The organism is Arthrobacter sp. ok362 (assembly GCF_900102785.1).
Taxonomy (GTDB): Bacteria; Actinomycetota; Actinomycetes; order Actinomycetales; family Micrococcaceae; genus Arthrobacter.
In genome coordinates this window covers 1-14,498 of record NZ_FNGC01000014.1, presented here as the reverse complement: position 1 = coordinate 14,498, position 14,498 = coordinate 1, and the positions used below count along the sequence as shown (strand labels likewise).

12 protein-coding genes and 1 pseudogene are annotated in these 14,498 nt (G+C 67.1%); 9 read left to right on the top strand and 4 right to left on the bottom strand.

Going from position 1 to position 14,498, the window contains the following annotated elements; genetic code table 11:
• Positions 1-106 precede the first annotated feature (106 nt).
• Complete coding sequence (locus BLQ10_RS17195; RefSeq protein WP_091564149.1) at positions 107-1,024, bottom strand: pullulanase X25 domain-containing protein; 918 nt, start codon at positions 1,022-1,024, stop codon at positions 107-109.
• A gap of 166 nt (positions 1,025-1,190) precedes the next feature.
• Positions 1,191-2,924: a SulP family inorganic anion transporter gene (locus tag BLQ10_RS17190; protein ID WP_091564147.1), complete on the bottom strand. Its 1,734-nt coding sequence runs from the start codon at positions 2,922-2,924 to the stop codon at positions 1,191-1,193.
• Positions 2,925-3,167: 243 nt separating this feature from the next.
• Between BLQ10_RS17190 and BLQ10_RS17185 the strand changes: the two genes are divergently transcribed.
• Positions 3,168-4,142 (top strand): aldo/keto reductase, encoded by a 975-nt coding sequence (locus tag BLQ10_RS17185; RefSeq protein ID WP_091564146.1) that lies wholly within the window; start codon positions 3,168-3,170, stop codon positions 4,140-4,142.
• Between the two features lie 117 nt (positions 4,143-4,259).
• On the opposite strand, the gene BLQ10_RS17180 is transcribed toward BLQ10_RS17185, so the two are convergent.
• Entirely contained in the window at positions 4,260-5,330 is a 1,071-nt protein-coding gene (locus tag BLQ10_RS17180) for an adenosine deaminase (protein WP_091564144.1), read from the bottom strand.
• Positions 5,331-5,378: 48 nt separating this feature from the next.
• Here BLQ10_RS17180 and BLQ10_RS17175 point away from each other — a divergent pair, with 48 nt between their 5' ends.
• Positions 5,379-8,051, top strand: coding sequence for an excinuclease ABC subunit UvrA (locus tag BLQ10_RS17175; RefSeq protein ID WP_254785637.1), 2,673 nt, complete (start codon positions 5,379-5,381; stop codon positions 8,049-8,051).
• Positions 8,052-8,327: 276 nt separating this feature from the next.
• Positions 8,328-8,996 carry a LysM peptidoglycan-binding domain-containing protein gene (locus tag BLQ10_RS17170; protein WP_091564141.1) on the top strand — a complete coding sequence of 223 codons (669 nt, stop codon included), beginning with the start codon at positions 8,328-8,330 and terminating at the stop codon, positions 8,994-8,996.
• A gap of 101 nt (positions 8,997-9,097) precedes the next feature.
• On the opposite strand, the gene BLQ10_RS17165 is transcribed toward BLQ10_RS17170, so the two are convergent.
• Entirely contained in the window at positions 9,098-9,670 is a 573-nt protein-coding gene (locus BLQ10_RS17165) for a hypothetical protein (protein WP_091564140.1), read from the bottom strand.
• A 145-nt stretch (positions 9,671-9,815) separates the two neighbouring features.
• On the opposite strand from BLQ10_RS17165, the gene BLQ10_RS17160 reads away from it, so the two are divergent.
• The 6 genes and pseudogenes from BLQ10_RS17160 to BLQ10_RS17135 form a co-directional block, all read left to right on the top strand.
• Positions 9,816-10,712, top strand: coding sequence for an MSMEG_6728 family protein (locus tag BLQ10_RS17160; protein ID WP_091564138.1), 897 nt, complete (start codon positions 9,816-9,818; stop codon positions 10,710-10,712).
• A gap of 153 nt (positions 10,713-10,865) precedes the next feature.
• Complete coding sequence (locus BLQ10_RS17155; RefSeq protein WP_091564137.1) at positions 10,866-11,786, top strand: NAD-dependent epimerase/dehydratase family protein; 921 nt, start codon at positions 10,866-10,868, stop codon at positions 11,784-11,786.
• 38 nt (positions 11,787-11,824) lie between these two features.
• Positions 11,825-12,214, top strand: a complete 390-nt coding sequence (locus tag BLQ10_RS17150) for a DUF1622 domain-containing protein (protein ID WP_091564135.1) — start codon at positions 11,825-11,827, stop codon at positions 12,212-12,214.
• A gap of 40 nt (positions 12,215-12,254) precedes the next feature.
• Positions 12,255-13,043: an isocitrate lyase/PEP mutase family protein gene (locus BLQ10_RS17145; protein WP_091564134.1), complete on the top strand. Its 789-nt coding sequence runs from the start codon at positions 12,255-12,257 to the stop codon at positions 13,041-13,043.
• Positions 13,044-13,162: 119 nt separating this feature from the next.
• A complete protein-coding gene (locus tag BLQ10_RS17140) occupies positions 13,163-13,927 on the top strand; it encodes a YqjF family protein (RefSeq protein ID WP_217635827.1) in 765 nt (254 codons plus the stop codon).
• A 239-nt stretch (positions 13,928-14,166) separates the two neighbouring features.
• Positions 14,167-14,498 (top strand): annotated as a pseudogene (locus BLQ10_RS17135) (hypothetical protein); the annotation flags it as partial.

The window sequence follows — 14,498 nt, the reverse complement described above, 5'->3', positions numbered from 1 at the left end:
CTCAGGATGCCCAAAGCCGTGCGCGACGCGCAAATGACGCTGCGACACCCGCATTCGGGTGTCGCAGTGTCATTTGCGCGTCGGCAGGATGATTGGGTGTCGGAGCCTACGGCAGGACGATGTCCCGGGTGCGGTGATCGTACCGAATGACCAGGAGGCCGCCGCCGTGGTGGACCTCGTGGTTGGGTCCGTCGAAGACGCCGAAGGCACCGTAGTTTTCGTCCCAGGAGCGGTTCAGGGCGATCTTGAAGGTGTAGAAGCCGGCAGGGATGTCCGCGGCGATCTTCCAGAGCTGGTCCACCTGGTCCAGTTCCATCTGGGCTTCGTCGTACTGCGGCGCCCAGTTGGCGGGCGCGCCCAGCAGGACGTTGAAGTCACCGGCAACCGCTACGGCTTCCGGCTGCTCGATGGTTTCGACGCTGACAGCCGGCGCCGCCGAGGCCGCTGCCGCCGTCGCACCTGCGGATGCAGCTTCTGTTGCCTGCGGGGCCTTCGCAGCGGGCGTGCGCTTCCGCACCGCCTTGGCCACAGGGGCCACGGCCTCCTCGATGAGCTTGGCGGCTTTGCCGGCTACCTTGGATGTTTTCGACGGGGCTTCGTCGGCCTTGGCGGCCGGCTTTGCTGCTGTCTTTGTCGCTTTCGCGGGTTTTCCTGCGGGAGCAGGCGGCAGGGGGGTGTCGGCGGGGACGGGAGTTCCGGCGTCGAGCGCTGTTGCGAAGGCGGCAGGCTCGGCGAACGCAACCGTGGCGCGCTGGCCGTCGTCGGTGATGGACCAGCCGGAACGGCCCTTGACCAGCCAGCCGGCCTTGACCAGCTTCGCCGTGGCGGTGGTCAGCGTCTTGTGTCCTCGGGGAATCCCGCCGCTGAGCAGCTCAGTCTCCGACTCGTTGAGGGGCACTCGTGCGATGGCCTCGCCCAGCACGGCTCCGGCGTTCAGCTTCTCGCCAGTCCATACCTCCTCTGCCAAGACATCCAGCACGGCCTTAAGCCGAAGGTTGGTGTTTTCCGCGGTGTTCGCGCCCATGGGTCTCCTTTAGAAGCAATTGGTCCACCTGCATTTTGCCAAGGAAACCATGGTTTTTGCGAGCGGAACCTGTTAACTCTGTGTGTCGTGACCCACTATGACAGGGCTGAGCGGAGCACGCGAGGGACCAACTCACCGCTACCCGCGAGTAGAAATCAACGCGGAGTCAGTCCCCCGCGCTCCAATCCGCGCCAGTCTGGGCAGAGTAGGCGGCTACTGCGGCGTCGACGGTGCGGTAGAAGTGCTGCGGATCGATTTCGCGCGTCAGCTCGAATCGTTCGACCTTCGCCCGGACCCGGTGCTTGAGCTCGGCGAACACCAGCGAGGTGCCCTGCGCGTTCAGCTCGACGTCCAGATCGAGCAGAATGTCCGCGGCGGTCGTATCCACGTCCGTGATCGGTTCGGCGGCGATGAGGATCCAACGCGGCTTGGGTTCGGCTCGCGCCAGCCGCCGGATGTTGTCCCGGAACGTCGTGGCGTTGGCGAAAAATATCGGCGCGTCGAACCGGTAGATCACCAGGCCGGGCAAGTGCTTCGCGTCCGGGTGGACGTTGACGTCGTGGAACCCCTCGAGCCCCGGCACCCGCCCGATCACGGTCTGGTACGGCCACCAGGACCGGCGGAAGACGTTCAGGATGGACAGCCCCACGGCAATACCAATGCCGGGAAGCACTCCCAGGAACACCACCCCAAGGAAGGCCGCGAGCGACAGGCCGAACTCGGTTCTGCTCTGGCGCAAGAGGCGCACGCTGCCCGGAATGTCGGCGAGGGACACTGACGCGGTGATCACCACGGCCGCGAGGGCCGGCTGGGGCAGGTTCCGGAACATCCCGGGTAGCAGCACAAGCATGAGGACGATCAGCAGGGCACCGGTCAGGCCGGTGAGCTGCGTCTTCGAGCCGGATCGTTCCGCCACGGCGGTCCGGGAGCCGCTGGTGCTCACGGGGAAGCCTTGGAAGAAGCCCGCGGCCAAGTTCGCGGCTCCGATTCCGATCATCTCCTGGTTGCCGCGGATCTCCTGGCCGGAGCGCGCCGCGAACGCCGTCGACGTCGAAATCGTGTCCGTCAACGAGACCAGCGCAATTCCCAGGGCACCGGCCAACATCAGCCCGATGTCCGACAACTCCACGTGCGGGATCGTGAACGGCGGGAAGCCCTGCGGGAGTTCCCCCACCAGGGAGACGCCCTTATCGGCCAGGTCAAACAACGACGTCGCCGCGATCGCGAGCACCACCATGACGAGCACTGCCGGGACCTTGGGCAGCCAGCGTTGCAGTGCCAGGATCACTACGACTCCGGCGATGCCGACGGCGGCCGCGGCCGGCACTGCCTTGCCGGCCGCCAGGCCTTGGACGAAGCCGACGAGCTCACCGAGGAAGCTCTCGCTGCTGACCTTGAACCCGAAGAGCTTCGGGAGCTGGCCGACCAGGATCGTGAGCGCGAGGCCGTTCATGTAGCCGATCATTGTGGGCTTGGAGATGAGGTCTGCGATGAAGCCGAGCTTGGCGACCGAGGCGAGGATCATGATGACGCCGACCATGAGCCCGAGCATCGACGCGAGCGCCACCGCTTTCTGCGGGTCCCCGCCGGACGCGACCAGCGGCAGGACCGTGGCGGCAATCATCGGGCCCAGCGAGGAGTCCGGGCCCAGCACAAGGATCCGGGACGGACCGAAGACAGCGTAGGCGATCAGGCAAAGGACGGTCGTGTACAGCCCGGTGATCGTTGGAAGTCCTGCCAGCTCCGCATAGGCCATGCCTTGGGGAACGAGCAACGTGGTCAGGACGATTCCGGCGATGACGTCCTTGCCGAGCCAGTCCTTTTGATACGCAGCGGCAACGTCCAGCCCAGGCATCACCTGACGCAGCGAGCCCTTGCGCCGCTGTCCGGTCTTCGTCATATCTGCACTCTGCCGCGCGGCAGGGCCCGGCGCATCCCCCGGCAAGGGTGACCCGATCCAGCCGGCGCACCCGGTCCGGCCGGTGCAGTGGACCGTGGCGCAAACCGCTAGCGCCCACGCGTCGGGCCTCCGTTGTGTCCCCGGTGCGATGGGCCTAGAGTGGCGGTCTGCCAAGTGCGCGCCGTCCCGGGACCCGAACATGCACCGGAGGCCGCCCCCACCGTTCTCGTTAAGGAGATATCTATGGAAACCCGCACGCTCGGTTCGCTCACCGTCTCGGCCTTGGGTTTGGGCTGCATGGGCATGAGCGAGTTCTACGGCCAAGGCGAGGAAAACGAGTCCGTCGCCACCATCCAGGCCTTTCTCGACGCCGGCGGAAGCCTGCTCGACACCGCGGATATGTACGGCCCGTTCACGAACGAGGTGCTTGTCGGCCGTGCCATCGCCGGCCGGCGCGACGACGTCGTCCTGGCCACCAAATTCGGCAACGAACGGCGCCCCGACGGCTCCTGGGTAGGCATCAACGGCTCGCCCGACTACGTGCGCGCCGCTTGCGATGCAAGCCTGCAGCGGCTGGGCGTGGACCACATCGACCTGTACTACCAGCACCGGGTGGACAAGACCGTCCCGATCGAGGAAACCGTCGGAGCCATGGCTGAACTGGTTCAGGCCGGCAAAGTCCGCCACCTTGGCCTGTCCGAGGCCAGCGCCGACACCGTGCGCCGGGCCCACGCGGTGCACCCCATCACTGCATTGCAGACCGAATACTCGTTGTGGGAGCGCGAGCCGGAGACCAAGGTCTTCCCGGTCCTGGCCGAGCTGGGCATCGGCTTTGTCCCTTACAGCCCGCTGGGCCGCGGCTTCCTGACCGGCCAGTTCCGCACCCCCGATGACTTTGCGGCGGACGATTTCCGCCGCCACTCCCCGCGCTTCCAGGGCGAGAACTTTGCCCGGAATCTGCAACTCGTGGACCGGGTCAAGGAGATGGCGGACGCGAAAGGCTGCACCCCGGCGCAACTGGCACTGGCCTGGCTGCTGGCCCAAGGAGCGCACATCGTTCCCATCCCGGGCACCAAGAAGCGCGACCGTCTGCGGGAGAACCTGGGCGCTGCCGACGTCGAACTCTCCGCAGAGGACCTCAACCGCCTGGACGAACTCGCTCCAGTCGGGGCGGCGGCCGGAGCGCGGTACCCGCACATGGACTCGATCGACGTCTAAACCGGCCGTTCGACCAGCGCGGGGTCACCCAGACCCTCACGCTGGGCTGTTGCCCTATCGGTTATGGTTCCCAACCGCCCGTTTTAGGGACCATAAGTGATAGGGCAACTGTGGATTTTAGTGCCCCGACTCGGCCAGTTCGGCCAGCAGCTCGGCCTTGCGTTCCTCGCTCGCAAAGGACGAACGGATCGAGTTCGCGGCCATCCGCACGCAGTCGAACTCTGACAGGCCGATCACCGATTCCAGCTGCGCGAAGTTGTCGTCCACGTACCCGCCGAAATACGCCGGATCGTCCGAGTTCACGCACACGTTCAGCCCCGCCGCGAGCATCGCCGGCAGCGGGTGCTCAGCCAAGGTGTCCACGGCCCGGAGCCGGACGTTGGACAGCGGGCACACGGTCAGCGGCGTGAGCTCGTCCACCAGCCGTTCCACGAGTTCCGGATCTTCCATGCACCGGATGCCGTGGTCGATCCGCTCCACTTCGAGGATGTCCAGCGCGTCGATGATGTACGACGGCGGACCCTCCTCCCCGGCGTGCGCGATCCGGTGCAGCCCGGCGTCCTTGGCCCGGGCGAACAGCCGCGCGAACTTGGCCGGCGGGTTGCCCACCTCGGCGGAATCGAGCCCGATTCCGGCGATCGGGGCGTCCATGGCAAGCAGCTTCTCCAGCACCTCGAGGGCGGATTCCTCGGTGAGGTCGCGCAGGAAGGCTGCAATCAGGAGGGTGGAGATGCCGAACTCTTCCCGGGATCCGGCCAGTACCGAGGCCACGCCGTTGACGCACGTCTCCAGGGATATCCCGCGGGACAGGTGGGCCTGCGGGTCCAGCATGATCTCGGCATGCCTGACCCCGGCGAGCGCTGCCCGGGCCAAGTAGGCCCGGGTCATGTCGGCGAAGTCCTGCTCCGTCTGCAGCACGGCCATGTTGGCGTAGTACAGGTCCAGGAAGGACTGCAGATCCGTGAACTCATAACGCGAGCGCAGTTCGTCCAGGTCCGTGTAGGGCAGTTCGATTCCGTTGCGTTCCGCCAGCGCGAAGATCAGCTCCGGTTCCAGCGTTCCTTCAATATGCAGGTGCAGTTCTGCGACCGGGAGTGCGAGGGGTTCGCCGGCTTCCGGTTCTTCCGGTTCTTCCGGTTCTTCCGGCTCTTTCTCCGTAAACCGAGTCTCGCCGTCGTTCGTTTCCATCCGGTAAGGATATGCCCGCCCGCTGGCATCACCGATAGAGTCGAACCAATGCAAAGTAAACAGCATGCTTCCGATTTGCCGCGCCCGACCGTCCGGGACCTAATTCAAGATCTGGTTCCTGGCAATCCGACGGACGGTTTTGTCCGGGTGCGCGGCGCCCGTGAGAACAACCTGCGCAACGTGGACGTGGACGTGCCCCGCGATGCGATCGTCGCCTTCACTGGCGTCTCCGGCTCCGGCAAGTCCTCCCTGGCCTTCGGCACCATCTATGCCGAGGCGCAGCGCCGCTACTTCGAATCCGTAGCCCCCTACGCCCGCCGGCTCATCCAGCAGGGCCACAACCCCAAGGTGGAAATGATCACCGGACTGCCACCCGCCGTCGCGCTCCAGCAGCGCCGCGGGACGCCGAGTTCGCGGTCCACGGTGGGCACACTCACCACGCTGTCCAACTCGCTGCGCATGCTCTTCTCCCGCGCCGGCAGCTATCCCGACGGCGCGGGCCCGCTGGACTCGGACGCGTTTTCCCCGAACACGGCCGCCGGAGCCTGCCCGGAGTGCCACGGCCTGGGGATCGCGCACACCGTCACCGAGTCCTCCCTGGTTCCGGACACCTCGCTGAGCATCCGCGACGGCGCCATCGCCGCCTGGCCCGGGGCGTGGCAGGGCAAAAACCTGCGCGACATCCTCACCCACCTTGGCCACGACGTCGACACCCCCTGGCGGAAGCTGCCCAGACAAGACCGCGACTGGATCCTCTTCACCGAGGAACAGCCCGTGGTGGAAGTGACGCCCCAGCGCGACCGCGTCGCCAAGCCGTACAAGGGCCGGTTCTGGAGCGCCAAGAGCTACGTGCTGCATACACTCGCCGATTCCAAGAGCACCACCATGCGCGACCGGGTGCTGCGCTTCATGGAAACCGGCCCATGCCCGGTCTGTGGCGGCAGTGGCCTGACCCCTGCCGCGCTCGCCGTGACCTTCGCCGGACGCACCATCGCCGAACTCAACGCCGTCCCCATGACGGAACTGGCGGGCATCATCCGCCCCACCACCGAGCTCACCGAGGCCCGGACCGCCTCCCGCAAGCAGTCCTCCGGCGAGGGGAACGAGGTGGCCCTCGCCATCACCCGCGACCTCCTGCAGCGCGTCACGGTGCTGCTGGACCTCGGCTTGGGCTACCTCGCGCTGGGCCGGTCCACCCCCACTCTCTCCCCCGGCGAAATGCAGCGGCTCCGGATCGCCACCCAGCTCCGCTCCGGCCTGTTCGGCGTGATCTACGTGCTGGACGAGCCCTCCGCCGGGCTGCACCCCGCCGACGCCGAGCCGCTCCTCGCGGTCTTGGACCAGCTCAAGTCCTCCGGCAACTCGGTGTTCGTGGTGGAGCACAACATGGATATCGTCCGCCGCGCGGACTGGCTTGTGGATGTGGGTCCGCGCGCCGGTGAAGGCGGCGGCGAAGTGCTCTACAGCGGACCGGTCGCCGGCCTCGCCGAGGTGGACGCGTCCGTGACCCGGCCGTTCCTGTTTCCGAATGGCTCAGCCGGCTCTGCCGGAAAGTCTGCCGGCATGACGGACGACGGCGGCGCTCGCCCCGCGAGCGGCACCCGCCACAGCGCTCGCCACAGCGCGGACGACGGCGGCGGTTCCGCCGGCGGCACCCGCCGGGAGGCTGCCGGCTGGCTGGAGCTGCGGGACATCAGCCGCCATAACCTGCGCGAACTCGACGCCGACTTCCCGCTCGGCGTGCTGACCGCCGTCACCGGCGTCTCCGGCTCCGGCAAATCGACGCTGGTCAGCCAGGTCCTGGCCGAAGTGGTCGGCGCCCGGCTGCACCCGGAATCCGGCGCCGAGGCGAACCCGGCCGCTGAGGACCTGGAGTCCCAGGCCGGTGAGTCCACCGGCCCGCTCAGTGTTGGACCGGTCTCGGGCCTGGACCAGCTGGACCGGCTCGTCAAGGTGGACCAGAAGCCGATCGGCCGCACGCCGCGCTCGAATCTCGCCACCTACACCGGCCTCTTCGATGCGGTGCGCAAGGAATTCGCGGCCACGGACCAGGCCAAGGCGCGGGGCTTCGGCGCCGGGCGCTTTTCCTTCAACGTTGCCGGCGGCCGCTGCGAGACCTGCCAGGGCGAGGGCTTCGTCGCCGTCGAACTGCTGTTCCTGCCTGGCAGCTACGGCCCCTGCCCCGAATGCCATGGCTCGCGCTACAACCCGGAAACCCTGGAGGTGACGTACCTAGGGAAGAACGTGGCAGAAGTACTGGGCCTGACGGTCAATGCCGCCGCTGAGTTCCTTGATGGCGTGCCGGCAGCGGCGCGCAGCCTGCAAACGCTGCGCGAGGTGGGTCTGGGCTATCTCCGGCTCGGCCAGCCGGCCACGGAGCTCTCCGGCGGCGAGGCCCAGCGCATCAAGCTCGCCACCGAACTGCAGCGCGCTCAGCGCGGCCACTCCCTGTACCTGCTGGACGAGCCCACCACCGGGCTGCATCCGGCCGATGTCCAGCTGCTCATGGCCCAGCTGCACCGGCTCGTGGACGCAGGCAACACCGTCATTGTGGTGGAACACGACATGGATGTGGTGGCCGCAGCGGACTGGGTGATCGACCTCGGCCCGGCAGGTGGCGACGCCGGCGGCCAGATCGTCGCGATCGGGACCCCCACCGCCGTCGCACGGTCCAAGAACAGCCGGACAGCTCCGTACCTGGCGGCGATGCTCGGGGGCTGATTCACGCGAACATGTTCGAAAGCATCCCCGACGAGGCGGGCAGCGACGAGATGATAACGGCAGAAACGGTCAAAATAACGTCTTGATAACGGACCGGAACTGGCTTAGCCTAGTGTGCATGCCCGGCAACCGGGTATTTGCATGCCCGGTGCTACCACCACCAGATACTGCCCGACCGGTAGACACCGCAGTGACCTCAATCGTCGGGGGCGGGCAGTGGCGCGACAACGTCCGGGGACGGACCGAGCGCTGGTGGCCCTCAGGAGCATCTGAATCATGAAGAAATCCACCTATGGCACTGCCGCGCGCCGCGGCATTACCCTGGCTGCTGTTTCGATGGCCGCCGTCGCACTCTCCGCAACCTCCGCTAACGCTGCTGTCCCGGCGCACACCAGTGCGTCCGTCTGGGATTCCCTTGCCCAGTGCGAAAGCAGCGGCAATTGGGGCACCAACACAGGAAACGGCTACTCGGGCGGCCTGCAATTCAGCCAGTCTACGTGGGCGGCCCATGGCGGCGCGGGGTCCGCAGCGAACGCCAGCCGAGCGCAGCAGATCGCCGTCGCCGAGAAAGTGCAGGCCAGCCAAGGCTGGGGCGCGTGGCCAGCCTGCGCCGCGAAACTGGGCCTGAGCGGCGGCGCCGTGGCTCCGCAGAGCGCGACCACAACACACGCGGCCTCATCACAACGGACCGCCGCAGTTTCCACCCAGGCCAGCGTGCCTGCCCGGCAGGTTGCCCCCCAAGCAGCCGTCCCCGCACCCAGACATGTTGCACCGGTGTCGGTGAGTGGCCAGACCCACACGATCCGAAGCGGTGAAACGCTGAGCACGATCGCCGAGAAGCACAACATCGCCGGAGGCTGGCACGTGCTCGCCGACGCCAACACGGCGACCATCAGCAACCCCAATCTGGTCTTCCCGGGCCAGGTGTTGCAGCTTCCCGGATAGGGCTACCCCTTTAAAGTACGACGCCGGAGCGTTCCCGAGAGGGGACGTTCCGGCGTCGTACTGCGTGAGTGAGCCGTACTGCTTGGGTGAGACGTGCTGGCTCAGGCGGCCTGCGGGATCTCGCGGACAATCTGCAGTTTCCACGCGGCGTCGTCGCTCGTGTCCAGCAGGGCCACGGTGCCCATGGCCAGGTGCAGGGCCACCCGCTTCGCGGCGAGGAGCTCCAGGTAGAGGTTCTCATTCATCCGGGCCGGGGCGTCGATGACGTACTTCACGGCGTCGCGGACCTTGCGGTAGTTGGCGCTCCGTTCACGGTGCAGATGCAGTTCCAGCATGCGGCGCTGCCGGATCCGCGGCTCGTGACGGTTCAGCCAGGACACCGAGGCGTGGACGGCAACTACCAGGGTTAGTGAGACCGCGTAGATCCACCAGCCTGTGTTGAGCAGAAAGAGCGGCAGGTTGGCGATCGCCACAACGGCGATGCAGAGGCGCAGCGCCAGTATCCGCCGCATGGTCAGCGCAAACGACGCCATTGCGGCGCGGAACCCGTTCTGTTCCTTACGGGCTGCCACCGGGTCAAGAATGACTTCCTCGAGCACCAGAATGCCGTTCGCTTCCGGGCCGAGAAGTTGTCCGTATTTCGGCACAAACGGCATAACAGGGGCTGGATTCATGGCGTGTCCTCCGGGCGGCATTGTTGGGGTCCTGCTATATTACGCCCCTCCGTAACAAGCTGTCTGCTTCATTCCGAAATGTGAACATGCGCACGCGCGGTCCTGTGCAATTGGAGGTTTCGTCGTGTGGCCTCAAACTGGAGAGATGCAGACTTTCCTCCCCTTCCCCGATTTCCAGCAGAGCGCCGCGGCTTTGGACCGCGTGCGGCTCGGCAAGCAGCGTGTTGAGGCGTTGCAGATCCTGCGTGCGCTGGTGATCCCGGAGTACGGCTGGCAGTCGCACCCGGCGGTCCGGATGTGGATGGGGTACGTTCCCGCGCTGACGAAGTACGGCCTGGCCATGGTGGATGAATGGACGGCCCGCGGCGGCGAGGACACCACGCGCGAGAAGATCATGGAGTTCGCCCCGCAGGCGGCCCACCCCGACTACGCCGCCAAGATCCCGATGCCGCCGTGGCTGGGCAATCCGGATTTCCACCTCAGCCACCGGTCCCGGCTGATCGCCAAGGATCCGCGGTTCTACACGCAGGTATTCCCGGGCACGGACCCGGACCTGGAATACGTCTGGCCCGAACCGAAGCACGAGCTTGTGCCCGAGGATCCGGCCGGGGACCGCATGTGGGTACTGCGCCTGCCGCTCGGCGACACCGAGCCCGAGCAGCTGAAGACTGTCAGCCTGCCGCCGGTTGGCCGTGGCAAGGCCCCCGCGGACGATGAATACCAGTTCGTCTACGCCGAATCAGGCTCCCGCCGTCCGCGCAAGGTGCGCAAGCTGCCCCCGAAGCAACTCGTCAAGAAGCCCACCCGCAAGCGCCAGCAGCAGGAAGAGGCGTTCACCACTCTTCCCGGCAACTCCGTGGTCGCCATCCCGGTCAATGGCGGCACCTCCTTCGCGATCGGCAAGGTCCTGGGCCGTCCGATCACGGTTGAAGGACACTTCGCCCGCAACTTCCAGGTCGACGAGATCGTGGACCGCTCCGTCTTCGATTACCCCGCCCTGATGCAGGACCCGAGGGCATTCTTCCCGATTCCGGCGAGGTAGCCGGACGGCGCCGGTTTCCGGCGAGTCAGCCGGGCGGCGCAGGTTCCGGTGAGGTAGCCGGGCGGCGTAGGCGCCGGTATTTCAGCGGCGACAGGATCCAAGATTTCCTCAGGCCCGTCCGTGGGGCTTCCCCAAGGCTGGCAGACTGGCCTCATGACTGTACTTTTGGCCGGTTGCGGCGATCTGGGCACCGAGGCCGGGCTGCGATTCGCGGCTGCAGGCCACCGCGTGGTGGGCTGGCGCCGGTCGCCGGAGAAACTTCCGGCCGCCATCGAGGGGGTCGCCGCTGACCTGAGCTCCGACGAGCTGCCGCCCATCCCGGCGGACACCGCCGCCGTCGTCGTCGCAATTGCCGCAGATTCCCCGACGGAAGATGCCTACCGGACCGCCTACGTGGACGGGCTGTCGAACGTGCTGGACGCGGTCCTGGCGTCCGGGACAAGCGTCCGCCGCATCCTGTTTGTTTCCTCGACCGCCGTCTACGGCGACGCCGGCGGCGGCTGGATTGATGAACGCACGACGCCGGAACCCGGCGGGTTCTCGGGCCGCATCATCCGCGAAGCCGAGGAACTCCTCTACAGCCGCCTGCACGGCACCGGCATCACCCCTGTGGTGCTGCGGCTCGGCGGGATCTACGGCCCCGGCCGGACGCGACTGATCGACCAGGTGCGCGGCGGAACCGCGGTCATTCCGGCCGCGTCGCGCTTCACCAACCGCATCCACCGCGACGACGCCGCCGCCGCAATTGTCCGTCTGTGCACCATGGACGCGGTTCCCGCGCCTGTCTATCTGGGCGTGGATAACGAACCGGCCGAGCTGGGCGAGGTGCTGGGCTTCCTGGCCGCGGAGCTGGGACTTCCCCGGCCGGCGTCGGAATCCTTTGGTGCAGCTGGCAGCGGCGCTGGCGCGGCGTCGACGTCGGGCGGCACGCCGGCGGGCGGCGAACCGTCGCGGGGCGGAAATAAGCGAGCTAGCAATGGGCTGCTCCGCAGCACCGGATTCGAGTTTCAGTACCCAAGCTTCCGGGAAGGCTACCGGGCCATTCTCGCCGGCGTCGGCGTCCGGCACCCGTAAAGTTTGAATCTCACTGCCCACTTCCTCCGAGGGGAACCATGGATCTTCAGCACATTATCGAGACGGTCGGCCGCTTCATGGACTTCGCCGGCGTGGCCGTCATGGTAGTCGGCGCCCTCGTGTCCATCCCCATGGCCCTGCGGGGATTCCAGCCCAAGCGCCTGCCCTCGGAATCCGAACCGCTCTCCGTCTACCGCTCCTACCGGCAACTGCTGGGCCGCTCCATCCTCCTCGGACTGGAGCTGCTGGTAGCGGCCGACATCATCCGTTCGGTGGCCGTCACACCGACCTTCGAGGGCGTCGGCGTGCTGGCCATTATTGTGCTGATCCGGACCTTCCTGAGCTTCTCGCTCGAGCTGGAAATCACCGGACGCTGGCCCTGGCAGACGCAGCGCGCAGGCTCCTCGACACAATCGGCGGCCGGCTGAAACCCTTCCGGGTGTTGAGGCGTCCGGTGAGGCTCGGGGCATGACAGACAACGCGCGTTCCCTTGCCTCCAAAGCGACCGAACTGCTCCGTCTCCATCAAGCGCCGGAGATTCTCCAGGTCATCAACGTCTGGGACGCCATCACCGCGAAAGTGGTAGGCGACGTTCCGGGCACCAGGGCGTTGGCCACGGCCAGCCACTCCATCGCAGCGTCCCGCGGCTACGAAGACGGCGAGAACATCCCGGTGGACGAAATGATTGCCGCCGTCGGACTGATTGTCGCCGCTACGTCGCTGCCCGTCAGCGCCGATCTCGAAGCGGGCTACGGGAACCCCGGGGAAACGGTGCGCAAGGCGATTGGCGCCGGCGCTGTCGGAGCCAACATCGAAGACCAGATGCGCCCGCTCGCCGACGCCGTTGCACAGATGCGTGCTGCAATGCGCGCCGCCGAGGCTGAGGGCATCGACTTCGTTCTCAATGCCCGCAGCGACGCCTTCCTCAGGGCCGGCGACCGTGATCCCGCCGCGGTACTGGCCGATGCCATCGAGCGCGGCCGTGCGTTCCTCGATGTGGGTGCGACCAACGTGTTCGTGCCGGGCCTGCTGGACGAGGCAACTGTCAGCGCGCTGGTGGATGGAATTGGCTGGAACAAGGTGTCCGTCATCAACGTGCCCGGTTCCCTGGCTCCGGCCAAACTTCAGGAACTTGGCGTGGCCCGCATTTCCTACGGCCCGTGGACCCAGCGCGTGGCGCTGACAGCCTTGGCCGACGCCGCGGCGGAGCTGCTGGCCGGCGGGGCGCTTCCGGACGGCACCCGGGCACTGAACTAGGGGCTTAGGAACCGGGCCTACTTCTGAACTGGTGGGCCTGAAGTAGGGGCTTGAAGGGCGGGGCTTGAAGGGCGGGGCCGGGATAAGCCTGCCTCGCCGACCGAGGAGGACATAGTCGCATGCGCCCAGATCCGTGGCCCGAGGCCGCTGAACTGCCCGCCCCGATCATTATGGAGCAGCAGTGGACCCAGGCCGTCTTTCTGCACTGGCGCATTCCTGAACCGGTGGCGGCGTCGTTCATGCCTCCGGGAGTTGCCCCGGACAACTTTGATGGATCCGCTTGGGTGGGCCTGATCGGCTTTCGGATGCAGGGCGCGGGTCTGGGACATGGTCCCGGTGTCCCGTATTTCGGGAGCTTCACCGAGGTCAACGTGCGCCTCTACTCCCGCGAGCCGGACGGCACCCGGGGAGTAGTTTTCCTCAGCTTGGATGCGTCGCGGCTGGCTGTGGTGCTCGCCGCGCGGGCTGCCAGAATCCCCTACGTGTGGTCGCGTGTGGGGTCGCGCGCGACCTTCGTGGGTGGGCGTGCTGGGGAACCCCAGGGCCCGGCGCGCCCGACTGCGGGCTATTCCGTCCGCCGTTTCCGGAGCGGCGCCGCAACCGATTTCGACGTCGTCCCGGAGCCCGACGTCGAAGCGGCCGATCCCCTGTCGGTCCACCTTACGGCCCGGTTTGGTCTGCATTCCCGCTTCAGGGGCGAGACCCTGTACATCCCCAACGCGCACAGTGCCTGGCCGCTGTACCGGGCACGACTGACCCGTCTTGACGATCAACTGGTGCGCGCTGCGGGTATCGAAGTCCCTGGACCGCCCGAATCCGTCCTTTTCTCTCCCGGAGTCCGCACGCAGTTTGGTCGGCCACGGGTCCTGAACGGCGCGCCCTGAGCGCTGCCCCTGTGGTTGGCCAACTTGGGTCTGGGGTACGGGGCGCTTGGGCAAGAGGCGCCGGGGACACGCGGGATGCGGGACGCGGCGCGCCTAGGCAACCGGGCAACCGGGCAACCGGGCAACCGGGCAACTGGCTCCGGCTCCGGATCCGGAGTGCGCGGGGCGTGCTGCCGAAGCGCCAGTAAGTCGCCCGTGGTTCGCGCTAAAATGTCACACCCCTTTGGGAGACTGTGGGTATGGAAGCCGTCAGGGATTTCATTCCGTTCGAGGATGACGGGCAGGGCACGGACCGCGATGCAATTCGCGGCACGGACCCGGCCCGGTGGTCCGGTGTGGACGGTGCCCTGGCTGCGCTCCAGGAGATGTGTTCGACGGCGGTGGAGGACGCGGCATCGTGGGGATTCCGGGCCGCGTCGGACTTCGCCGGACAGGTGGAGGAGTTCTCGCGCACGGTGGAGTATCTGCAGCTGGTCGCGGCCGCCGCCGTGGACCGGACCAGGAAGCAGTCCACAGTCGCCGCCGCCGGGGTTGCCGCTGGGGCGGCCACCTCGTGGACCACGGGCTGGCG